This window comes from Streptomyces sp. NPDC107521 (assembly GCF_055598485.1).
This window is the reverse complement of record NZ_JBVKAT010000025.1, coordinates 1-22009: the sequence shown is the minus strand read 5'-3', so window position 1 is coordinate 22009 and position 22009 is coordinate 1. Positions and strand designations below refer to the sequence as shown.

Below are 22009 nucleotides of genomic sequence, written 5' to 3'. Positions count from 1 at the left end.
GGGCGCCGGGCCGGTGGCGGTGTGCGGGCTCGCGCCCGGGAGCCCCAGGGGCTTTCGTTTGGATCGGGCCGGACCCCGCGAGCCCGGCATGATCCAAACGAGAGGCCCTAGACCCCCGCGGCCTTGCGCAGCGCGTCGACGCGGTCGGTGCGCTCCCACGTGAAGTCGGGCAGCTCACGGCCGAAGTGGCCGTACGCGGCGGTCTGGGCGTAGATCGGACGGAGCAGGTCCAGGTCGCGGATGATGGCGGCCGGGCGCAGGTCGAAGACCTCGTCGATGGCCTTCTCGATCCGCTCGGGCTCGACCTTGGCCGTGCCGAAGGTCTCCACGAACAGGCCCACGGGCTCGGCCTTGCCGATCGCGTAGGCGACCTGGACCTCGCAGCGGGCGGCGAGGCCGGCCGCGACGACGTTCTTGGCGACCCAGCGCATGGCGTACGCGGCGGAGCGGTCGACCTTGGACGGGTCCTTGCCGGAGAAGGCGCCGCCGCCGTGGCGGGACATGCCGCCGTAGGTGTCGATGATGATCTTGCGGCCGGTGAGGCCCGCGTCGCCCATCGGGCCGCCGATCTCGAAGCGGCCGGTCGGGTTCACCAGGAGGCGGTAGTTCTCCGTGTCGAGCTTGATGCCGTCGTCCAGCAGGGCCTTCAGCTCCGGCTCGACCACGAACTCCTTGATGTCCGGGGCCAGCAGCGACTCCAGGTCGATGTCGCTCGCGTGCTGCGAGGAGACCACGACCGTGTCCAGGCGGACCGCCTTGTCACCGTCGTACTCGATGGTGACCTGGGTCTTGCCGTCCGGGCGCAGGTACGGGATGGTGCCGTTCTTGCGGACGTCGGAGAGGCGCTTGGACAGGCGGTGCGCCAGGAAGACGGGCAGCGGCATCAGCGTCGGCGTCTCGTCGGAGGCGTAGCCGAACATCAGGCCCTGGTCGCCGGCGCCCTGCCGGTCCAGCTCGTCCTCGTCGCCCTCGACCCGGTTCTCGTAGGCCGTGTCGACACCCTGGGCGATGTCCGGGGACTGCGCGCCGATCGAGACGGAGACACCGCAGGAGGCCCCGTCGAAGCCCTTCTTCGAGGAGTCGTAGCCGATCTCCAGGATCTTGCCGCGGACGAGCGTGGCGATGTCAGCGTAGGCCTTGGTGGTGACCTCACCGGCCACGTGCACCAGACCGGTGGTGATCAGGGTTTCGACGGCGACCCGGGACGCCGGGTCCGCGCGCAGAAGCGCGTCGAGAATGGTGTCGCTGATCTGGTCAGCGATCTTGTCGGGGTGACCCTCGGTCACGGACTCCGAGGTGAACAGGCGACGGGACACAACGCTCCCTGGGGTTGCAGCGGCTGCTGGCTGATCATTTGTGGACGGCACGGGGAGCTGCACCCGGCGACGTCCGAGAACAGTTTATCGGTCGCACTCGACCGCGGGCCCACCCGTCTCGACTCTCGGAAGGGCTGTGACCTGCGGCACGCGCATTCTGCCCGGAACGGGGTGCCGTTGGCCAGGGGCGCCACGCTCGAATGGCCGGTGTTGGCGACGGGGGTGGTGGTGAATGAGTCATTCAGCGCAACCTTCGGGCCACGAGGTCCCACACGATGCCCGCGAGATCCTCCTTGGGACCGTGCGGCACGGGCGTCTCGGTGCCGTCGGCGCCCAGCACCACCGCCTCGTTCTCCTCGGAGCCGAAGGTCCGGTGTTCCCCCACCTCGTTGACCACGAGGAGGTCGCAGCCCTTGCGGCGGAGCTTCGCCCGGCCGTTGGCGAGCACGTCGTCGGTCTCGGCGGCGAATCCCACGACGATCTGCCCGGGGCGGACCCGGTCGGCGGAGACCTCGGCGAGGATGTCCGGATTTCGCAGCAGGGCGATCGGCTCCGGCTCCTGTCCGTCCTTCTTCTTGATCTTCCCGGTGGCGTAGACGGCCGGGCGGAAGTCCGCGACGGCCGCCGCCATGACGACCGCGTCGGCGTCGGCCGCGGCGCGCAGCACCGCCTCGCGCAGCTCGACGGCGGTGCCGACGGGGACCACGTCCGCCCCGGCGGGGTCCGGCAGGGCGGCGTTGGCCGAGACCAGGGTGACGCGGGCGCCCCGGGCGACGGCGGTGCGGGCGAGGGCGTAGCCCTGCTTGCCGGAGGAGCGGTTGCCGAGGAAGCGGACGGGGTCGAGGGGCTCGCGGGTGCCGCCGGCGCTGATCACGACGTGGCGGCCGGCGAGGTCGGGTGCGACCGGCCCGCGGGCGAGGACCAGGCGGCACGCCTCGAAGATCTCGCCGGGGTCGGGGAGCCTGCCCTTGCCGGTGTCGGCGCCGGTGAGGCGCCCGACGGCCGGTTCGATCACCACGGCGCCGCGGCGGCGGAGGGTCTCCACGTTCTCCCGGGTGGCGGGGTGCTCCCACATCTCGGTGTGCATGGCGGGGGCGAAGACGACCGGGCAGCGGGCGGTGAGCAGGGTGTTGGTGAGGAGGTCGTCGGCGAGCCCGTGGGCGGCCCGGGCGAGGGTGTCGGCGGTGGCGGGGGCGACGACGACGAGGTCGGCCCGCTGGCCGATGCGCACGTGCGGCACCTCGTGGACGTCGTCCCAGACCTCGGTGGCGACCGGGTGCCCGGACAGGGCGGACCAGGTGGCGGCGCCGACGAAGTGCAGGGCCGAGGCGGTGGGCACGACACGGACCTCGTGTCCCGACTCGGTGAACCTGCGCAGCAGCTCACAGGCCTTGTAGGCGGCGATGCCGCCGCTGACCCCCAGAACAACCTTGGGCTTGTCCACCGCTTCTCCCGGACCTCGATGTCGCCTCGGCGGCGCGTACGCCCCATCACACACCACAGGCCCGGCAGTGCGACTGCCGGGCCTGTGGAAAAGTCAGCTTCGAGCTGAAAATACTACCGCCGGTGGGACATCCGCCGTCGGTTATATCCGCCGCTACTGCGCCGGGCCCTCGATGGCCTCGGACGTCAGCAGCCCCGCGTTGATCTCGCGGAGGGCGATCGAGAGCGGCTTCTCGTGCACATGGGTGTCGACGAGGGGGCCGACGTACTCGAGGAGTCCCTCGCCGAGCTGCGAGTAGTACGCGTTGATCTGGCGGGCCCGCTTGGCGGCGTAGATCACGAGGCTGTACTTCGAGTCCGTGGCCTCGAGCAGCTCGTCGATCGGCGGGTTGATGATGCCCTCGGGCGCGGAGATGGAAGAGGACACGCTCTACCTTCCGATGGATGGGAAAGATTCAGCCGGACGACGGGCCATGGTAGAGGACCCGATCACACGACGTTCATCAAGGCTAGCAGCTCGCGGGCCACGTCCTCGACGGAGGTGTTGACCAGGGTGGCGTCGAACTCCGGCTCGGCGGCCAGTTCGACCCTGGCCGCGGCGAGCCGCCGCTCGATCACCTCCGGCGGCTCGGTGCCCCGCCCGGTGAGCCTGCGCACCAGCTCGTCCCAGGAGGGCGGCGCCAGGAAGACCAGATGGGCGTCGGCCATGGAGCCGCGGACCTGCCGGGCGCCCTGGAGGTCGATCTCCAGCAGCACCGGCTCGCCGGCCTCCAGCCGCTCCAGGACCGCCGCCCTGGGCGTGCCGTAGCGGTTGCCGGCGAACTCGGCCCACTCCAGCAGCTCGCCGTTGGCGATCAGCTTGTCCATCTCCTCGTCGCTGACGAAGAAGTAGTGGACTCCGTGCTCCTCGCCGGGGCGGGGCTTGCGGGTCGTCGCCGACACCGAGAGCCAGACCTCGGGGTGCGCCTTGCGCAGATGCGCGACGACCGTGCTCTTGCCGACCCCCGAGGGGCCGGAGAGCACGGTCAGCCGCGGACGTGCGTCCGGGGGTACGGGGGTCGTCCCCCGGGGTGTTGCAGCCATACGGCGATTATTCCAGTTGTCCCGGAGTGGTCCGGACTCAGCTGCCGGTGCTGCCGAACTCGCGCTCCAGGGAAGCGATCTGGTTGGAGCCGAGGCCCCGCACGCGGCGGCTCTCGGAGATGCCGAGCCGCTCCATGATCTGCTTCGCGCGGACCTTGCCCACGCCCGGAAGGGACTCCAGGAGGGCGGAGACCTTCATCTTGCCGATGACGTCGTTCTCCTGGCCCTGCTTGATGACCTCGTGGAGGGAGGCGCCGGAGTGCTTGAGTCGATTCTTGACCTCGGCCCGCTCCCGGCGAGCCGCGGCGGCCTTTTCGAGCGCGGCTGCGCGCTGTTCAGGGGTAAGGGGCGGAAGAGCCACGCCTACGTCACCTCGGATGTCGAACTGTCGGATACGGACCGGTGAGGAACCTAGTCGCCCCACACCCGGGGAGCCACGAGCAACACGTGCCCGTTCTCCCCGCTGTCTTGCGATGCGGGAGCTGTTCCCACTCGACGGAGACTAGCGGTCATGTCCGCCGGAGTCAGCGAGAACAGCGGAAAAGTCCTGGTCAGCCTCTGCCAGGCCGGACATTCAGGGCAAAATTCCTTGGATTGCGGCCCGCGTCCGCACTCCGGACGGGCGCGAAGCCCCTGGCCACGCCCCCGGGACCGGCGGGCCGCGGCACCCCGGGGCCCCTCCCCCACAAGAGGAGGGGCCCCGGGGTGCCGGGCACCGGGAAGGACCCTAGGCCCCCGCGAGCGCCTCGCGGACCTCGTCCGCGAACCGGTCCGCCGCCGAGCGCAGCGCGCCCGCGGCGGGCCCGTGCCGCAGCACGCCCCGGCTGACACTGGGCACCACGGCGCGCACCGCCGCCCCGAAGACCTTCGGCAGGTCGGCCGGCGTGGCGCCCTGGGCACCGATGCCGGGCGCCAGGAGCGGGCCGTTCACCGCCAGGTCGTAGGAGGAGAGGTCGCCGAGCGTGGCGCCGACCACCGCGCCGAAGGAGCCGAGGGGGCTCTCCCCGGCGTTCTCGGCGGCCAAGTGCGCCAGTACGGTGGCCGCGACGTCCCGCCCGCCGGGACGCACCGCGCGCTGGACCTCGCCGCCCTCCGGGTTGGAGGTGAGCGCCAGCACGAACAGCCCCGCGCCGTTCTCGCGCGCCAGGTCGACGGCGGGCTTCAGGGAACCGTAGCCGAGGTAGGGCGAGACGGTCAGCGCGTCGGAGAACAGCGGCGCGTCCCGGTGCAGGAAGGACGCGGCGTAGGCGGCCATGGTGGAGCCGATGTCGCCGCGCTTGGCGTCGGTCACGACCAGCGCCCCGGCCTCCCGGGCCTCGCGCACCGTGGCCTCCAGCACGGCGACGCCGCGCGAGCCGAAGCGCTCGAAGAAGGCGCTCTGCGGCTTCAGCACCGCGACCCGGCCGGCCAGGGCCTCGACCACGGTCCGGCTGAACCGCTCCAGGCCCGCCACGTCGTCGCCGAGCCCCCACTCGGCCAGCAGCGAGGCGTGCGGGTCGATGCCCACGCACAGGGGCCCGCGTTCGTCCATGGCGCGGCGCAGGCGCGCGCCGAAGGGCTCGGTCATGCCGCCCTCCTCACATCGGCGCCGACCGCGTCGGCGAGGGTGGCGTAGGGGCTCTGCCGCAGGCGGGCGGCGAGGCCCTTGTGGACGGCCCGGGTCCAGAAGGGGCCCTGGTAGATGAAGGCGCTGTAGCCCTGGACCAGGGTGGCCCCGGCCAGGATGCGCTGCCAGGCGTCCTCGGCGGTCTCCACGCCCCCGACGCCCACCAGGGTGATCCGGTCGCCCACCCGGGCGTACAGACGGCGCAGCACCTCCAGGGAGCGCTCCTTGAGGGGGGCTCCGGAGAGTCCGCCGGTCTCCTGGACGAGGCCGGGCGCGGAGGTCAGCCCGAGTCCGGCGCGGGCGATGGTGGTGTTGGTGGCGATGATGCCGTCCAGGCCGAGTTCGACGGCGAGGTCGGCGACGGCGTCGATGTCGTCGTCGGCCAGGTCCGGCGCGATCTTGACCAGCAGCGGGACGCGCCGGGCGGGGACGGCCCGGTCGGCGGCCTCGCGGACGGCGGTCAGCAGCGGGCGCAGGTGGTCCACGGCCTGGAGGTCGCGCAGGCCGGGCGTGTTGGGCGAGGAGACGTTGACGACGAGGTAGTCGGCGTGCGGCGCGAGGCGCTCGGCGGACGTGACGTAGTCGGCGACGGCCTCCTCCTCCGGGACCACCTTGGTCTTGCCGATGTTGACGCCGACGACCGTGCGGAAGACCGGGTTGCGGGAGGCCAGGCGGGCGGCCACGACGCGCGAGCCGTCGTTGTTGAAGCCCATGCGGTTGATCAGCGCCCGGTCCCCGACGAGGCGGAACAGCCGCTTCCGGGGGTTGCCGGGCTGCGGCTCACCGGTCACGGTGCCGATCTCGACGTGGTCGAAGCCGAGCATCGCCAGGCCGTCGACGGCGGCGGCGTTCTTGTCGAAGCCCGCGGCGAGCCCGAAGGGGCCGTGCATGCGCAGGCCGAGGGCCTCGGTGCGCAGCTCCTTGTGGCGGGGGGCGAGGGCCGCGGCGGCGAAGGTGCGCAGCACCGGGACGCGGGCGGCGCGCTGGATCCAGCGGAAGGCCAGGTGGTGGGCCTGCTCCGGGTCGAGGCGGGAGAAGACGAGCTTGAAGAAGATCTGGTACATGGTGTCCTCGTGAAGCCCGGGTGGCGGGCTCGGGTGAAGGGCTCATGAAGCGGGGGGGACACCGTTTCCGGTGTCCCCCCCGGGCGGCTAGTCGCGGGCCGCGATCAGGAACTCGGCGTGTTCCTGGAGCGAGCGCACGCCCACCTCTCCGTGGTTCAGCGCGTCGATGCCCTGGACCGCGGCGGCGAGCGCCTGGACGGTGGTCAGGCAGGGTACGGACCGGGCCACGGCCGCCGTGCGGATGTCGTAGCCGTCGAGGCGTCCGCCGGTGCCGTAGGGGGTGTTGACGATCAGGTCGACCTCGCCGTCGTGGATGAGCTGGACGATGGTCTTCTCGCCGTTGGGTCCGGGGCCCTCGGACTGCTTGCGCACCACCGTGGCGTTGATGCCGTTGCGCCGGAGCACCTCGGCGGTGCCGGAGGTGGCGAACAGCTCGAAGCCGTGGGCGACCAGCTCGCGGGCCGGGAAGATCATCGAGCGCTTGTCGCGGTTGGCGACCGAGATGAAGGCCCGGCCCCGGGTGGGCAGCGGCCCGTAGGCGCCGGCCTGCGACTTGGCGTACGCCGTGCCGAAGACGGAGTCGATGCCCATGACCTCGCCGGTGGAGCGCATCTCCGGGCCGAGGACGGTGTCGACGCCGCGGCCGTGGATGTCCCGGAAGCGGGACCAGGGCAGCACGGCCTCCTTGACGGAGATCGGCGCGTCCAGCGGCAGGGTGCCGCCGTCGCCCTGCGCCGGGAGCAGGCCCTCGGCGCGCAGTTCGGCGACGGTGGCGCCGAGCGAGATCCGGGCGGCGGCCTTGGCCAGCGGCACCGCGGTGGCCTTCGAGGTGAAGGGCACGGTGCGCGAGGCGCGCGGGTTGGCCTCCAGGACGTAGAGGATGTCGCCGGAGAGCGCGAACTGGATGTTGATCAGGCCGCGGACGCCGACCCCGGCGGCGATGGCCCGGGTGGAGGCCCGCAGCCGCTTGATGTCGTGGCCGCCGAGGGTGATCGGGGGCAGGGCGCACGCCGAGTCGCCGGAGTGGATGCCGGCCTCCTCGATGTGCTCCATGACGCCGCCGAGGTACAGCTCCTCGCCGTCGAAGAGGGCGTCGACGTCGATCTCGATGGCGTCGTCGAGGAAGCGGTCGACGAGGACCGGCCGGGAGGGGCTGATCTCGGTCGACTCGGCGATGTAGGAGCCGAGGCGGGTCTCGTCGTAGACGATCTCCATGCCGCGCCCGCCGAGGACGTAGGAGGGGCGCACCAGGACCGGGTAGCCGATCCGGTCGGCGATGGCCTTGGCCTCGGCGAAGGTGGTGGCGGTGCCGTGCTTGGGGGCCGGCAGCCCGGCCTCCTGGAGGACCCGGCCGAAGGCGCCCCGGTCCTCGGCGGCGTGGATGGCCTCGGGCGGGGTGCCGACGACGGGCACGCCGTTGTCCTTGAGCGCCTGGGCGAGGCCCAGCGGGGTCTGGCCGCCGAGCTGGACGATGACGCCCGCGACGGGGCCGGCCTGCTGCTCGGCGTGGACGATCTCCAGGACGTCCTCCAGGGTGAGCGGCTCGAAGTACAGCCGGTCGGAGGTGTCGTAGTCGGTGGAGACGGTCTCCGGGTTGCAGTTGACCATGACGGTCTCGTACCCGGCGTCGGAGAGCGCGAAGGAGGCGTGGACGCAGGAGTAGTCGAACTCGATGCCCTGGCCGATGCGGTTGGGGCCGGAGCCGAGGATGATCACGGCGGGCTTCTCGCGCGGCGCGACCTCGGTCTCCTCGTCGTAGGAGGAGTAGAAGTACGGGGTGCTGGCGGCGAACTCGGCGGCGCAGGTGTCGACGGTCTTGTAGACCGGGCGGATGCCGAGGGTGTGCCGGACCTCGCGGACGACGTCCTCGCGCAGGCCGCGGATCTCCGCGATCTGCTGGTCGGAGAAGCCGTGCCGCTTGGCCTCGGCGAGCAGGTCGGCGCCGAGTTCGGAGGCCGCGGCCAGGTCGTCCGCGGTCTCCTTGATGAGGAAGAGCTGGTCGACGAACCAGGGGTCGATCCTGGTGGCGTCGAAGACCTCGTCGGGGGTGGCGCCGGCCCGGATCGCCTGCATGACGGCGTTGATCCGGCCGTCGGTGGGGCGGACCGCGTCGCGCAGCAGTCCGGCCTTGTCGCCGGGCTCGCCGACGAAGGTGAACTGGCTGCCCTTCTTCTCCAGCGAGCGCAGCGCCTTCTGGAACGCCTCGGTGAAGTTGCGGCCGATGGCCATGGCCTCGCCGACCGACTTCATGGTGGTGGTGAGGGTCGAGTCGGCGCTCGGGAACTTCTCGAAGGCGAACCGCGGCGCCTTGACGACGACGTAGTCCAGGGTCGGCTCGAAGGAGGCCGGGGTCTCCCGGGTGATGTCGTTGGGGATCTCGTCGAGGGTGTAGCCGACGGCGAGCTTGGCGGCGATCTTGGCGATGGGGAAGCCGGTCGCCTTGGAGGCGAGCGCCGAGGAGCGCGAGACGCGCGGGTTCATCTCGATGACGATGACCCGGCCGTCCTCGGGGTCGACCGCGAACTGGATGTTGCAGCCGCCGGTGTCGACGCCGACCTCGCGGATGACGGCGATGCCGATGTCGCGGAGGATCTGGTACTCGCGGTCGGTCAGGGTCATCGCGGGCGCCACGGTGATCGAGTCGCCGGTGTGCACGCCCATGGGGTCGAAGTTCTCGATGGAGCAGACGACCACGACGTTGTCGTTCCGGTCGCGCATCAGCTCCAGCTCGTACTCCTTCCAGCCGAGGATGGACTCCTCCAGGAGCACCTCGGTGGTCGGGGAGAGCGTGAGGCCCTGGCCGGCGATGCGGCGCAGTTCGTCCTCGTCGTGGGCGAAGCCGGAGCCGGCGCCGCCCATGGTGAAGGACGGGCGGACGACGACCGGGTAGCCGCCGAGCGTGTCGACGCCGGCGATCACGTCGTCCATGGTGTGGCAGATGACGGAGCGGGCGGACTCGCCGTGGCCGGTCTTCCTGCGGACCTCCTCCACGACCAGTTTGAACTGGTCGCGGTCCTCGCCCTTGTGGATGGCCTCGACGTTGGCGCCGATCAGCTCGACGCCGTACTTCTCCAGGACGCCGTTGTCGTGCAGGGAGATCGCGGTGTTGAGCGCGGTCTGGCCGCCGAGGGTGGGCAGCAGCGCGTCGGGGCGCTCCTTGGCGATGATCTTCTCGACGAACTCGGGGGTGATCGGCTCGACGTAGGTGGCGTCGGCGATCTCCGGGTCGGTCATGATCGTGGCCGGGTTGGAGTTGACCAGGACGACGCGCAGGCCCTCGGCCTTGAGCACGCGGCACGCCTGGGTGCCGGAGTAGTCGAACTCGGCGGCCTGGCCGATGACGATCGGGCCGGAGCCGATGACCAGGACGGACTGGATATCGGTGCGCTTAGGCACGCTGGCCCTCCATCAGGACGGTGCTCATCAAAGACGTGAAGCGGTCGAACAGGTAGGCGGCGTCGTGCGGGCCGGCCGCGGCCTCGGGGTGGTACTGGACGCTGAAGGCCGGCCGGTCCAGCAGCCTGAGGCCCTCCACCACGTTGTCGTTGAGGCAGACGTGGGAGACCTCGGCGCGGCCGTAGGGGGTGTCGGAGACCCGGTCCAGCGGGGCGTCGACGGCGAAGCCGTGGTTGTGCGCGGTGACCTCGACCTTGCCGGTGGTGCGGTCCTGCACGGGCTGGTTGATGCCGCGGTGGCCGTACTTCAGCTTGAAGGTGCCGAAGCCGAGGGCGCGGCCGAGGATCTGGTTGCCGAAGCAGATGCCGAACAGCGGGGTGCCGCGCTCCAGGACGGCGCGCATCACGGCGACGGGGTGGTCGGCGGTGGACGGGTCGCCCGGGCCGTTGGAGAAGAACACGCCGTCCGGGTTGACCGCGTAGACGTCCTCGACGGTGGAGTCGGCGGGCAGGACGTGCACCTCGATCCCGCGCTCGGCCATGAGCTGCGGGGTCATGCCCTTGATGCCGAGGTCGACGGCGGCGACGGTGAACCTCTTCTCGCCGACGGCGGGGACGACGTAGGGCTCGGTGGTGGCGACCTCGGCCGAGAGGTCGGCGCCGGCCATCTCGGGGGCCTCGCGGACGCTGGCCAGCAGGGCGGCCTCGTCGCGGACGGCGTCGCCGCTGAAGATGCCGACCCGCATGGCGCCGCGCTCGCGCAGGTGGCGGGTGAGGGCGCGGGTGTCGATGCCGGAGATCCCGACGACGCCCTGGGCGGCCAGCTCCTCGTCGAGCGTGCGCCGGGAGCGCCAGTTGGAGGACACCCGGGCGGGGTCGCGGACCACATAGCCGGAGACCCAGATGCGGCGGGACTCCATGTCCTCGTCGTTGACCCCGGTGTTCCCGATGTGCGGGGCGGTCATCACGACGACCTGGCGGTGGTAGGAGGGGTCGGTGAGGGTCTCCTGGTAGCCGGTCATGCCGGTGGAGAACACGGCTTCGCCGAAGGTGGCCCCCACGGCCCCGTAGGCACGGCCGCGGAAGGTGCGGCCGTCCTCCAGGACGAGTACGGCGGGAGTCTTGTCGGCTCCCCTGGTGGAGGTCGTCATCGTGCGCCTTCCGTTTCCGTCTTGTTGATGATGTCGTTCAGGGTCTCGACCCACTCGTTGTGCTCGGCCGCGTGGTCGGCGCGGAAGCCCGAGTCGATCAGCCGTCCGCCGTGCTCCCAGGTGATCACCAGCAGGCCGCCCTCGGTGAGGACCTTGCCGGCGATGCCCTTGTCGAGCCGGGCCCCGCGCAGCGCGGCGGCGGGGACGAAGAAGTCGTCGGCGCCCGGGCGGACGACGTCCAGTCCCGCGTCGGTGAGGCTCAGCCCGGCGCGGCTGCGGGTACCCAGACCGCGGGCCACGATGCGGTCGAGCCACTGCCCGGCGGTGGTGGAGCCGTGGTAGCGGCCGGTCAGGGCCAGCCGGACCGGGCCGGGGTCGCCGGGCGCGGCGGGCAGCTCCGGGAGGTCGCCCTGGAGGGTGCCGCGCCACTTCCAGCCCTCGCGCATCAGCCAGTAGACGAGGGCGACGAACAGTCCGAGTCCGACGACCCAGCCGATGCGCGCGGCCCAGTCGGTCACTTGCGCCGATTCCTTCTCGGCGGCCAGCAGGATGAGAGGTGTCACGTGAGCTTCCCGTCGACGAGCGTCGCCTTGCCCCGCAGCCATGTGTGGGTGACACGGCCCGGCAGCTCGCGCCCCTCGTAGGGGGTGTTGCGGCTGCGTGAGGCGAAGCCCGCGGGGTCCACCGGTCCACGGTATGCGGTGTCGACCAGGGTGAGGTTGGCGGGCTCACCAGCCGAGACGGGGCGTCCGTGGCCGGCGGCCCGGCCGATGCGCGCCGGGGTGAAGGACATCCGGTCGGCCACGCCCGCCCAGTCCAGCAGGCCGGTCTCCACCATCGTCTCCTGGACCACCGACAGGGCGGTCTCCAGGCCGACCATGCCCATGGCGGCGGCGGCCCACTCGCAGTCCTTGTCCTCGTGCGGGTGCGGGGCGTGGTCGGTGGCGACGATGTCGATGGTGCCGTCGGCGAGGGCCTCGCGCAGCGCCAGGACGTCACGCTCGGTGCGCAGCGGTGGGTTGACCTTGTAGACGGGGTCGTAGGAGCGCACCAGCTCGTCGGTGAGCAGCAGGTGGTGCGGGGTGACCTCGGCGGTGACGTCGATGCCGCGGGACTTGGCCCAGCGGACGATCTCGACGGAGCCGGCGGTCGACAGGTGGCAGATGTGGACGCGGGAGCCGACGTGGTCGGCGAGCAGCACGTCCCGGGCGATGATCGACTCCTCGGCCACGGCCGGCCAGCCGCCGAGTCCCAGCTCGGCGGAGACGACGCCCTCGTTCATCTGGGCGCCCTCGGTCAGCCGGGGCTCCTGGGCGTGCTGGGCGACGACGCCGCCGAAGGCCTTCACGTACTCCAGGGCGCGGCGCATGATCACGGCGTCGTGGACGCACTTGCCGTCGTCGGAGAAGACGGTGACGCCGGCCGCGGACTCGTGCATGGCGCCGAGCTCCGCGAGCTTGGCGCCCTCCAGGCCGACGGTGACGGCGCCGATGGGCTGCACGTCGCAGTAGCCGGACTCCTGGCCGAGCCGCCAGACCTGCTCGACGACGCCGGCGGTGTCGGCGACCGGGAAGGTGTTGGCCATGGCGAAGACGTTGGTGTAGCCGCCGGTGGCGGCGGCGCGGGTGCCGGTGAGGACGGTCTCGGAGTCCTCGCGGCCGGGCTCGCGCAGATGGGTGTGCAGGTCGACCAGGCCGGGCAGCAGGACCTTGCCGGCGGCCTCGACGACGGTCGCGTCCCCGGCGGGCAGGCCGGTGCCGACCCGGGTGACGGTGCCGCCCTCGATCAGGACGTCCTGGGGCTCGCCGCCGAGGATCTTCGCACCGCGGATCAGGGTTGCGCTCATGGTCTTACTTCTCCTCCGTGGTGCGGGCGTGGGTGAGGGCGGGTTCGTTGCCGCCGAGCAGCAGGTAGAGGACGGCCATCCGGATGGAGACGCCGTTGGCGACCTGCTCGACGGCGGTGCACCGGCCGGAGTCGGCGACCTCGGCGGTGATCTCCATGCCGCGGACCATGGGGCCGGGGTGCATCACGATGGCGTGCCCGGGCATCCTGGCCATCCGCTCGCCGTCGAGGCCGTAGCGGCGGGAGTACTCGCGCTCGGTGGGGAAGAACGCGGCGTTCATGCGTTCGCGCTGGACGCGCAGCATCATCACGGCGTCGGAGCCGGGGAGCACCGAGTCGAGGTCGTACGAGACCTCGCAGGGCCAGTTCTCGACGCCGACCGGCAGCAGGGTGGGCGGGGCGACGAGGGTGACGGTGGCACCCAGGGTGTGCAGCAGGTCGACGTTGGAGCGGGCGACGCGGCTGTGCAGGATGTCGCCGACGAGGGTGATGCGGCGGCCGCCGAGGTCCTCGCCGAGCCCGGCGTCGCGGCCGACCAGGCGGCGGCGCATGGTGAAGGCGTCCAGCAGGGCCTGGGTGGGGTGCTGGTGGGTGCCGTCCCCGGCGTTGATGACGGCGGCGTCGATCCAGTCGGAGGTGGCCAGCCGGTAGGGGGCGCCGGAGGCGCCGTGCCGGATGACGACGGCGTCGACGCCCATCGCCTCCAGGGTCTGCGCGGTGTCCTTCAGGGACTCGCCCTTGGAGACGCTGGAGCCCTTGGCGGTGAAGTTGATGACGTCCGCGGACAGGCGCTTCTCGGCGGCCTCGAAGGAGATCCGGGTCCGGGTGGAGTCCTCGAAGAAGAGGTTGACGACGGTGCGGCCGCGCAGGGTGGGCAGTTTCTTGATCGGCCGGTCCGCGACCCGGGCCATCTCCTCGGCGGTGTCGAGGATCAGGACGGCGTCGTCGCGGGTGAGGTCGGCGGCCGAGATGAGATGACGCTGCATCTGTCAGGCTCCGTAGGGCACGTGAGGCGGTTCGAGCGGGCGGGGCGGGGGAAGCGGAATCGGGACGATCCGGGCGTCCGGGCGCGTGCGGGGGCACGCCGGGGCGGCGCCCGGCGCGGGGGTGCGCCGGGGCGCGGGGCCGGGTCGCTAGGGCTGGGCGTCCGGGGAGGCCGGCTTGCTGCCGAGCAGCACCGTGTCGCGGCCGTCCTCCTCGGCGAGCAGGACCTTGACCGTCTCCCGCAGCGAGGTGGGGAGGTTCTTGCCCACGTAGTCGGCGCGGATCGGCAGCTCGCGGTGGCCCCGGTCGACGAGGACGGCGAGCTGGACGGCGCGCGGGCGGCCGATGTCGTTCAGCGCGTCGAGGGCGGCGCGGATGGTGCGGCCCGAGAAGAGGACGTCGTCCACGAGGACGACCAGGCGGCCGTCGATGCCGTCGCCGGGGATCTCGGTGCGGGCCAGCGCGCGCGGCGGCTGCAGGCGCAGGTCGTCGCGGTACATGGTGATGTCCAGCGAGCCGACCGGGACGGTGCGCTCGGTGATCCGCTCCAGCTTCTCCGCGAGCCGCCGGGCGAGGAAGACGCCCCGGGTCGGGATGCCGAGGAGCACCACGTCGTCGGCGCCCTTGGCGCGCTCGACGATCTCGTGGGCGATGCGGGTCAGCACCCGCTCGATGTCGGGGGCCTCGAGGACGGGCCGCGTGCCGGGGCGGGCGCCCTGGTCGGCGCCGTTCTGCTTGTCCATGGGTAACGGACCTCCTTCTCCGCCTCACGGGACGGGGATTAAAGGACGTCGGATTTGCGCCACCTACGGTATCAGGTGGGCGGAGCGGCCTCCGGGCGGCCCCCGACACTCCCCCGTCACCCGGGCGCCGCACCGCCGCCACCCGCTCGCAGCAACCATCCCCGGGTACCACGGAAGCCCCGGTGCGGACCATTCGGCTTGACGCGGCAGAGTAACGCTGCGTAACCTCACAGTGAGTCACCAAGCCGCGTGGCGCACAACACCGCACGCCACGTCGACACCTTGTCCCGGGAGCCATATGTCCAGCGAATACGCCAAACAGCTCGGGGCCAAGCTCCGGGCCATCCGCACCCAGCAGGGCCTTTCCCTCCACGGTGTCGAGGAGAAGTCCCAGGGCCGGTGGAAGGCCGTCGTGGTCGGTTCGTACGAGCGCGGCGACCGCGCCGTGACCGTGCAGCGCCTCGCCGAGCTGGCGGACTTCTACGGCGTCCCGGTGCAGGAGCTGCTGCCGGGCACCACGCCGGGCGGTGCCGCCGAGCCGCCGCCCAAGCTGGTCCTGGACCTGGAGCGGCTGGCCACCGTGCCGGCCGAGAAGGCGGGTCCGCTCCAGCGCTACGCCGCGACGATCCAGTCGCAGCGCGGTGACTACAACGGGAAGGTGCTCTCGATCCGCCAGGACGATCTGCGCACCCTCGCCGTCATCTACGACCAGTCGCCCTCGGTCCTCACCGAGCAGCTCATCGGCTGGGGCGTCCTGGACGCGGACGCGCGCCGCGCCGTGGCGACCCACGAGGACGCCTGACACCTTCTCCCCCCTGAGGAGAAACGTGCCGCCCGGGGTGGCGGGACCCATCGGGTTCCGGCCACCCCGGGCGTCGTCGTCGGGGCGTGCGTCCGGTCCCGCGCACGCCGAAGGGCCCGCAGCGGCGCGCTGCGGGCCCTTCGGCGTGGCAGAGGGTTCCCGGGGACTCCCGGACCCCGGGGGCCCTCTCAGGCGCCCTCACGGCGCAGGGAGGGCTTGAGCTCCTTCAGCCGGCCGAGGAGGCCGTTGACGAACGAGGGCGACTCGTCCGTGGAGAACTCCTTGGCCAACTGCACCACCTCGTCGAGGACGACGGCGTCCGGGGTCGCGTCGACCCAGATCAGCTCGTACGCCCCGAGGCGCAGGAGGTTGCGGTCGACGACGGGCATGCGGTCCAGCGTCCAGCCGACGGAGTACTGGGCGATCAGCTCGTCGATCCGCGTCGCGTGCGCGGCGTAGCCCTCGACCAGCTCCATCGTGTACTCGCTCACCGGCGGCTGCCGGGTGTCGGACCGGGAGTGCCGGATCCAGTCCGCGAGGACGGTCAGGACGTCGGCGCCGCGCTGGTCGCCCTCGAAGAGGATCTGGAAGGCGCGTTTGCGGGCCGTGTTGCGGGCAGCCACGGTTAGCTGTTCACCCGGCCGAGGTAGTCGCTCGTACGGGTGTCGACCTTGATCTTCTCACCGGTGGTGATGAAGAGCGGGACCTGGATCTGGTGGCCGGTCTCCAGGACGGCGGGCTTGGTGCCGCCGGTGGAACGGTCGCCCTGGACACCGGGCTCGGTCTCCTGGACGGTCAGCTCGACCGCGGCCGGCAGCTCGACGGAGAGCACCTCGCCCTCGTGCTGCGCGACGGTCGCCTCGAAGCCCTCGACGAGGAAGTGGGCGGCGTCGCCGACGACCTTGCGGTCGATGTGGAGCTGGTCGTAGGTCTGCATGTCCATGAAGACGAAGTAATCGCCGTCCATGTACGAGAACTGCATGTCGCGCCTGTCGACAGTGGCCGTCTCGACCTTGACGCCGGCGTTGAAGGTCTTGTCTACGACCTTGCCGGAGAGCACGTTCTTGAGCTTGGTGCGCACGAAGGCCGGGCCCTTGCCGGGCTTGACGTGCTGGAACTCGACGACGGACCAGAGCTGGCCGCCTTCGAGCTTGAGCACCAGGCCGTTCTTGAGGTCGTTCGTGGAAGCCACGGTTGCGGAATCTCCTGGACTGGACTGACGTGGACGACCCCGGGGCGTGCGCCAAGCGCGAGGCTAGAGCGCGAGCAGCTCCTTGGTCGTGATGGTGAGTAGCTCGGGTCCGCCGTCCGCCTCGGGGCGTACGACGAGCGTGTCATCGATCCGGACCCCGCCCCTGCCCGGGAGGTGGACCCCCGGTTCGACGGTGACCGGCACGCAAGCGTCCAGTTTACCCATGGCCGCAGGGCCCAACTGCGGGTCCTCGTCGATTTCGAGTCCGACCCCGTGTCCGGTGAGGGCCGGGAGGTGCTCCGCGTACCCGGCCGAGTCCAGCGGCTGGCGGGCGGCGCGGTCCACGTCGCGGCAGGCGGCCCCGGGCACCAGGGCCTCCCGGCCGGCGCGCTGAGCGGCGAAGACGAGATCGTAGAGGGCGATCTGCCAGTCGGCGGGCGAGGTGCCGATGACGAAGGTGCGGCCGATCTCGCAGCGGTAGCCGCGGTAGGCGGCGCCCAGGCAGACGGAGAGGAAGTCGCCCTCCTCCACCCGGCGGTCGGTGGGGCGGTGGCCGCGGCGGCCGGAGTGGGGGCCCGTGCCGACCGAGGTGGCGAAGGCGGGGCCGTCGGCGCCGTGGTCGACGAGGCGGCGTTCGAGCTCCAGGGCGAGATGGCGCTCGGTGCGGCCCACGAGGATGGACTCCAGGAGTTCCCCGAGGGCCTGGTCGGCGATCTCCGCGCCGATGCGCAGACAGGAGATCTCCTCCTCGTCCTTGACGACCCTGAGCTGTTCGACCGCCTGGCCGAGGTCGGACAGGCGCAGTCGGGGGGCGACGGAGCGGAGGCCGCGGTGGCGGGCCACGGTGAGGTGGTGGTCCTCGGTGGCCAGGGACTCGGCGCCCTGCGCGGCGGCGAAGCCCGCGGCGGCGACGGCGGGGTCGCCGCCGGGGCCGGGCAGGACGCGGACCGCGAGGCTCTCGTCGGGCCGGCCCTCCTGGGGACGGTCGTCCGGCGGACCGGCGCAGACCAGCATGTCCTCGGTGCGGCCGAGGAGCAGGACGGCGCCGCGCGGGGCGGCGCCCGCGAGGTAGCGGACGTTCGCGGGGCGTGAGACGAGGGCTGCCGCGCTGCCGACCGCGTTGCAGCGTTCTCTGAGGCGCGTTCGGCGGGCCGCGTGCGGGGCTGACATGTGACCGAGCGTAGGCGCTCCGCTGGGGGGGTGCCGCTCGGGAGGCGCCGAGTGGGTTCGGCGGGTGGGGATCGCTGCGGGGTGGCTCCCGCCGGGGGGTGGATCGTGGGTTTGCCGGCGGGGCGTCGGGGGGTGCGGTTCCCCGTGGTCCTCCCTCCCGGGGGGCGTGTGGGTTTGGTGCCGGAGCGTCGTGGGGTTTGCGCGGTTCCCCGCACCCCTGCCCCCCCGGGGGGGGACCCGCCCGTGGGCCGCTGCCGGAACGTCGCGGGGATTGCGCAGTTCCCCGCGCCCCTGCCCCCGAGGGGACCCGCCCGTGGATCGCTGCCGGAACGTCGCGGGATTCGCGCAGTTCCCCGCGCCCCTGCCCCGAGGGGACCCGCCCGTGGATCACTGCCGGAGCGTCGTGGGATTCGCGCGGTTCCCCGCGCCCCTGCCCCCCCGGGGGGGGACCCGCCCGTGGATCGCTGCCGGAACGTCGTGGGATTCGCGCGGTTCCCCGCGCCCCTGCCCCCCCGGGGGGGGACCCGCCCGTGGGCCGCTGCCGGAACGTCGTGGGATTCGCGCGGTTCCCCGCGCCCCTGCCCCCGAGGGGACCCGCCCGTGGGCCGCTGCCGGAACGTCGTGGGGATTGCGCAGTTCCCCGCGCCCCTTCCCCCGGGGGGGGGACCCACCCGTGGATCGCTGCCGGAACGTCGTGCGGTTTGCGCAGTTCCCCGCGCCCCTGCCTCCTGGGGGTCCCGCTCGTGGATCACTGCCGGAACGTCGTGGGATTCGCGCGGTTCCCCGCACCCCTGGCTCCCGGGGGAGCGGCCCTTGGGCCGCCGGCGGAGCGTCGTGGGGATTGCGCGGTGCCCGCGCCTCTGACCGTCCGGGGGCTACCAGGGTGGGGGGCTGGCTATGGCTCTTGTGAGGAGGTCGTTCAGGAGGTGGGCGGTTTCGGGGACGCTGAGCTGGGAGTTGTCGATGATGGGGAGGCCCGAGCCGTACCAGCCGGCCATCCGGCCGTGGATGCGGGCGACCTCCTCGTCGGTGAGGCGGCGGTTGCCGCTGCGCTCGGCGTTGCGCTCCAGGACGATGTCCAGACCGGGCAGCAGGACGACCGGGAGCAGGCCGGGGCCGACGTGCCGCTTCCAGCCGCCCAGGCCGACCACCGGGCGGTCGGGGAAGACGGCGTCGTCGAGGATGCAGGAGATGCCGTTGGCCAGGAAGTTGCGCGCGGCGAAGCCGCAGGTCCGGCGGGCCAGGCGGTACTGGGCCTCGGAGTTGTCGTTCCACCCGGACTGGGGGTCGGCGAAGCCGGAGCGGACCCATTCGCGGACGTCGTCGAGGCTGATGTGGGCGGTGGGCACCCTGCGGTGATCGGCCCAGTACTTGGCGACGCTGGTCTTGCCCGCGCCCGCCGGGCCGATGAGCAGCACCGCGAGCGTGGCGGTGTCCCCGTCCGGCGGAGCGGCGGCGGGCGGCGCGCCGGGAGCGGCGACGGGGCCGCCGGGCGGCAGCGGGACATGGCCGGTCGCGTCCGGCGTCGGCACCGGACCGGCGGGGTGGTGCGGGGCGGGCGGCTGGTGGCCGGGGGGCACGGGTGCCGGGGCCCTCGGCGGCATGCCCTGGGGCGGCGGTCCCTGCGGGGCCGGGTGGGCGGCCGGGGGCCAGCCGAAGGCCGGTCCGTGCCCGGCTGGACGGGGCGGCGGCAACGGAGAACCCCCTGCGTGCTGCATCCGGTGCCACTCCGTCTCGTCCGGGCTGATGGGCTCTGACAGCGGGGTCCGCCCGCCGTCAGCGAACGGTACCGTCCTCGGTCGTCGTTTGGTGAACGGCCGGGAGCGGCCCGAGGTGCCCGCACCGTGAGAGGCGTGCCCGGTCATCCGGGTTCCCGAGCCGGGCGGATCCCCGGGCCGAGCGGGTTCCCGAGCCGGGTGGATCCCCGAGCCGAGCGGGTTTCCGAGCCAGGTGGATCCCCGAGCCGAGCGGGTTTCCGGGCCGAGCGGGTTTCCGGGCCGGGCGGATCCCCGAGCCAGGTGGACCCCCAGACCGAGCGGATCCCCGAGCCGGGCGGGTTTCCGAGCCGAGCGGATCCCCGAGCCGGGCGGGTTTCCGAGCCGAGCGGATCCCCGAGCCGGGCGGGTTTCCGAGCCGGGTGGGTTTCCGAGCCGGGTGGGTTTCCGAGCCGGGTGGCGGATGGTGCCCGGGCCGGGCACCGCATCGGTCCCGGGCGCCGGTGGGCGGTTCCGGCTCGGCCGGCGGGTGCTCCCGCGTGCCTCCGCTGCCGACGCACCGGCTCACGGCGGGCCGGGGCCGGGGCGGCGTGGGCGCGTCACCTCCGGCGGGCGCGTCACCCGGGTGCGGATGCCTCACCGTCCCGGCGGGCGCGACACCCCCGGTGCGGGCGCGTCACCGTCCCGGCGGGAAGAGCGTCGGCGTCCCCGGGGCACGTCGGACCGGGCCGGGACCACGTCGGGGCCCGGCCCGGGGGGAGGAAGTTCCCTTCCTCCCCCCGGGCCGGGTCCGGCGGCCGTTCCTAGTCGGCCACCTCGCCGTAGGCGGCGAGGAGGACGGCGGGGTCGGGGCCCTCCAGGACGGTGGGGCGGGCCAGCCCGTCCAGGATGACGAAGCGCAGCAGGTCGCCCCGGGACTTCTTGTCGACCCGCATGTTCTCCAGCAGGCGCGGCCACTGGTCGTGGCGGTAGCGCAGCGGCAGCCCGACCGCTTCGAGGACGGCGCGGTGACGGTCGGCCGTGGCGTCGTCCAGGCGGCCCGCCAGGCGGCCCAGTTCGGCGGCGAAGTGCATGCCGACCGCCACGGCGGCGCCGTGGCGCCACTTGTACCGCTCGTTCTTCTCGATGGCGTGGCCGAGGGTGTGGCCGTAGTTGAGGATCTCGCGCGGGCCCGCCTCCTTGAGGTCGGCGGACACCACCTCGGCCTTGACCCGGATGGACCGGACGATCAGCTCGGCGGTGTGCGGGCCCTGCGGGGTGCGCGCCGCCTGCGGATCGGCCTCGATCAGGTCGAGGATCACCGGGTCCGCGATGAACCCGGCCTTGATCACCTCGGCCAGGCCCGAGACGTAGTCGTGCACGGGGAGCGACTCCAGCGCGGCCAGGTCGCAGAGCACCCCGGCCGGCGGGTGGAAGGCCCCGACGAGGTTCTTGCCCTCGGCGGTGTTGATGCCCGTCTTCCCGCCCACGGCCGCGTCGACCATGGCCAGCACCGTGGTGGGCACGGCGATCCAGCGGACCCCGCGCAGCCAGGTCGCGGCCACGAACCCGGCCAGATCGGTGGTCGCGCCGCCGCCGACCCCGACGATCACGTCGGTGCGGGTGAAGCCGGACTGGCCCAGCGCCTTCCAGCAGTAGGCGGCGACCTCGGCGGTCTTGGCCTCCTCCGCGTTCGGCACCTGGATGGCGACGGCCTCGTAGCCCTGGTCCGCCAGGTCGGCGCGGAGCGCTTCCCCGGTCTCCGCGAGGGCCTCCGGGTGGATCACCGCGACCCGCTTGGCCCGGGGGCCGATCAGCCCGCCCAGCTCGCCCAGGAGCCGGCGGCCCACCAGCACCTCGTACGGGTCGCTGCCCGCGCTGCCGCCGACCTCGATGCGTGTGACGTCCTCGCCGCTCATGCGTCCTTCTCCCCCAGTGCGTCCACGACCGCTGCGGTGACATCCTCGGGGGTGCGGTCGTCGGTCGGAACCACCACCGACGCCACCTCCTCGTACAGATGCCGGCGGGCCTCCATCAGCTCGCGCCACTGCTTGCGCGGATTGACCGCCAGCAGGGGACGCGCCACGTTCAGACCGGTGCGCCGTACGGCCTCCTCGACGTCCATCGAGAGGTAGACGACCGGCAGCCCGGCCAGCAGGGCGCGGGTGTCCGCGTCGAGGACGGCGCCGCCGCCGAGGGCGAGCACACCCGGGTGCTCCTCGACGGCCCGGCGCACCGCCTCCTTCTCCAGGGCGCGGAAGGATTCCTCGCCCTCCTGGACGAAGATGTCCGAGATGGCGCGCCCCTCGGCGGCGACGATGTCGTCGTCGGTGTCCCGGAAGCCGACGCCGAGCCGTTCGGCCAGCAACCGCCCCACCATGGACTTGCCCACGCCCATCGGGCCGACCAGGACGGCCTGTGGAGCACTCACCGGATGGCCAGGTGGTCGAGGTAGGAGCGCACGTTGCGGCGGGTCTCGGCCACGCTGTCGCCGCCGAACTTCTCCACCACCGCGTCCGCC

Annotated in this window: 20 protein-coding genes; 1 reads left to right on the top strand and 19 read right to left on the bottom strand. The window is 72.7% G+C overall.

Annotated elements, in window-relative coordinates; translation table 11 throughout:
• Positions 1 to 107 precede the first annotated feature (107 nt).
• The 13 genes from metK to pyrR all read right to left on the bottom strand — a co-directional run bounded on the left by metK (position 108) and on the right by pyrR (position 14630).
• Complete coding sequence (gene metK / locus ACZ7LB_RS28130) at positions 108 to 1316, bottom strand: methionine adenosyltransferase (RefSeq protein WP_471472020.1); 1209 nt, start codon at positions 1314 to 1316, stop codon at positions 108 to 110.
• Between the two features lie 241 nt (positions 1317 to 1557).
• Positions 1558 to 2760 carry a bifunctional phosphopantothenoylcysteine decarboxylase/phosphopantothenate--cysteine ligase CoaBC gene (coaBC, locus tag ACZ7LB_RS28125; protein ID WP_471472019.1) on the bottom strand — a complete coding sequence of 401 codons (1203 nt, stop codon included), beginning with the start codon at positions 2758 to 2760 and terminating at the stop codon, positions 1558 to 1560.
• 153 nt (positions 2761 to 2913) lie between these two features.
• Entirely contained in the window at positions 2914 to 3186 is a 273-nt protein-coding gene (gene rpoZ / locus ACZ7LB_RS28120) for a DNA-directed RNA polymerase subunit omega (RefSeq protein ID WP_003977348.1), read from the bottom strand.
• A 62-nt stretch (positions 3187 to 3248) separates the two neighbouring features.
• Positions 3249 to 3842 (bottom strand): guanylate kinase, encoded by a 594-nt coding sequence (gene gmk / locus ACZ7LB_RS28115; RefSeq protein WP_161229154.1) that lies wholly within the window; start codon positions 3840 to 3842, stop codon positions 3249 to 3251.
• A gap of 37 nt (positions 3843 to 3879) precedes the next feature.
• Positions 3880 to 4203: an integration host factor gene (locus tag ACZ7LB_RS28110; RefSeq protein ID WP_003977346.1), complete on the bottom strand. Its 324-nt coding sequence runs from the start codon at positions 4201 to 4203 to the stop codon at positions 3880 to 3882.
• A gap of 366 nt (positions 4204 to 4569) precedes the next feature.
• Positions 4570 to 5409: an orotidine-5'-phosphate decarboxylase gene (gene pyrF / locus ACZ7LB_RS28105; protein WP_471472018.1), complete on the bottom strand. Its 840-nt coding sequence runs from the start codon at positions 5407 to 5409 to the stop codon at positions 4570 to 4572.
• Positions 5406 to 6512, bottom strand: coding sequence for a quinone-dependent dihydroorotate dehydrogenase (locus ACZ7LB_RS28100; RefSeq protein ID WP_471472017.1), 1107 nt, complete (start codon positions 6510 to 6512; stop codon positions 5406 to 5408). Before ACZ7LB_RS28100 ends, pyrF begins: the two co-directional genes overlap by 4 nt.
• An 87-nt stretch (positions 6513 to 6599) precedes the next feature.
• Entirely contained in the window at positions 6600 to 9908 is a 3309-nt protein-coding gene (carB, locus tag ACZ7LB_RS28095; protein WP_471472016.1) for a carbamoyl-phosphate synthase large subunit, read from the bottom strand.
• Entirely contained in the window at positions 9901 to 11058 is a 1158-nt protein-coding gene (gene carA, locus ACZ7LB_RS28090; protein WP_161229150.1) for a glutamine-hydrolyzing carbamoyl-phosphate synthase small subunit, read from the bottom strand. Before carA ends, carB begins: the two co-directional genes overlap by 8 nt.
• Complete coding sequence (locus ACZ7LB_RS28085) at positions 11055 to 11621, bottom strand: PH-like domain-containing protein (RefSeq protein ID WP_471472015.1); 567 nt, start codon at positions 11619 to 11621, stop codon at positions 11055 to 11057. Before ACZ7LB_RS28085 ends, carA begins: the two co-directional genes overlap by 4 nt.
• Entirely contained in the window at positions 11618 to 12904 is a 1287-nt protein-coding gene (locus ACZ7LB_RS28080) for a dihydroorotase (RefSeq protein WP_471472014.1), read from the bottom strand. The genes ACZ7LB_RS28085 and ACZ7LB_RS28080 overlap by 4 nt, the downstream gene beginning before the upstream one ends.
• Positions 12905 to 12908: 4 nt before the next feature.
• Entirely contained in the window at positions 12909 to 13889 is a 981-nt protein-coding gene (locus ACZ7LB_RS28075; protein WP_471472013.1) for an aspartate carbamoyltransferase catalytic subunit, read from the bottom strand.
• 147 nt (positions 13890 to 14036) lie between these two features.
• Positions 14037 to 14630, bottom strand: coding sequence for a bifunctional pyr operon transcriptional regulator/uracil phosphoribosyltransferase PyrR (gene pyrR / locus ACZ7LB_RS28070; protein WP_471472012.1), 594 nt, complete (start codon positions 14628 to 14630; stop codon positions 14037 to 14039).
• 298 nt (positions 14631 to 14928) lie between these two features.
• Between pyrR and bldD the strand changes: the two genes are divergently transcribed.
• Positions 14929 to 15432: a transcriptional regulator BldD gene (gene bldD, locus ACZ7LB_RS28065; RefSeq protein WP_161229145.1), complete on the top strand. Its 504-nt coding sequence runs from the start codon at positions 14929 to 14931 to the stop codon at positions 15430 to 15432.
• 188 nt (positions 15433 to 15620) lie between these two features.
• On the opposite strand, the gene nusB is transcribed toward bldD, so the two are convergent.
• The 6 genes from nusB to ACZ7LB_RS28035 all read right to left on the bottom strand — a co-directional run bounded on the left by nusB (position 15621) and on the right by ACZ7LB_RS28035 (position 21886).
• Positions 15621 to 16055 (bottom strand): transcription antitermination factor NusB, encoded by a 435-nt coding sequence (gene nusB / locus ACZ7LB_RS28060; RefSeq protein ID WP_161229144.1) that lies wholly within the window; start codon positions 16053 to 16055, stop codon positions 15621 to 15623.
• Positions 16056 to 16057: 2 nt separating this feature from the next.
• Positions 16058 to 16624 carry an elongation factor P gene (gene efp, locus ACZ7LB_RS28055; RefSeq protein WP_161229143.1) on the bottom strand — a complete coding sequence of 189 codons (567 nt, stop codon included), beginning with the start codon at positions 16622 to 16624 and terminating at the stop codon, positions 16058 to 16060.
• 63 nt (positions 16625 to 16687) lie between these two features.
• Complete coding sequence (locus ACZ7LB_RS28050; RefSeq protein WP_471472011.1) at positions 16688 to 17794, bottom strand: aminopeptidase P family protein; 1107 nt, start codon at positions 17792 to 17794, stop codon at positions 16688 to 16690.
• 875 nt (positions 17795 to 18669) lie between these two features.
• Positions 18670 to 19512, bottom strand: a complete 843-nt coding sequence (locus ACZ7LB_RS28045) for a Pro-rich N-terminal domain-containing protein (protein ID WP_471472010.1) — start codon at positions 19510 to 19512, stop codon at positions 18670 to 18672.
• 800 nt (positions 19513 to 20312) lie between these two features.
• Positions 20313 to 21407: a 3-dehydroquinate synthase gene (gene aroB / locus ACZ7LB_RS28040; RefSeq protein WP_471472009.1), complete on the bottom strand. Its 1095-nt coding sequence runs from the start codon at positions 21405 to 21407 to the stop codon at positions 20313 to 20315.
• Positions 21404 to 21886 (bottom strand): shikimate kinase, encoded by a 483-nt coding sequence (locus tag ACZ7LB_RS28035; RefSeq protein WP_471472079.1) that lies wholly within the window; start codon positions 21884 to 21886, stop codon positions 21404 to 21406. The genes aroB and ACZ7LB_RS28035 overlap by 4 nt, the downstream gene beginning before the upstream one ends.
• Between the last annotated feature and the right edge of the window lie 123 nt (positions 21887 to 22009).